The following is a 260-nucleotide window of genomic DNA, read 5'->3' as shown; positions in this document are numbered from 1 at the left end:
GTTGAGCACAACCGTAACATTAGCTTGGTTAACCCAATCAAAAAGGCGAAGTAGCGATGGACTTAGATATTTTATTTCGTAACTCGTCGTCGAAAATGAAATCGTCGGTTCAAGCGACAGACTTGGTTGTTTCTGACGACAGCACGCTAACTGCATCGATCCAAGATCTTTACGCAATCGAAGGCTTTCCCAAACCTATTGAGGTGACCGATATTGATTTAGACGGTGCTTGGAATCAGTCAAACATCAAGCTGAACCAT

1 pseudogene is annotated in these 260 nt (G+C 43.1%); it reads left to right on the top strand.

Annotated features, from left to right (window positions below):
• Window positions 1-56: 56 nt before the first annotated feature.
• Window positions 57-260, top strand: a pseudogene (locus tag BCT81_RS29470) (type II secretion protein); the annotation flags it as partial.

Source organism: Vibrio sp. 10N.261.52.A1 (assembly GCF_002876325.1).
In the GTDB taxonomy this organism is placed as follows: Bacteria; Pseudomonadota; Gammaproteobacteria; order Enterobacterales; family Vibrionaceae; genus Vibrio; species Vibrio chagasii.
Note: the sequence above shows the minus strand (reverse complement) of the source record. Positions and strands in the feature narration are given on the sequence as shown.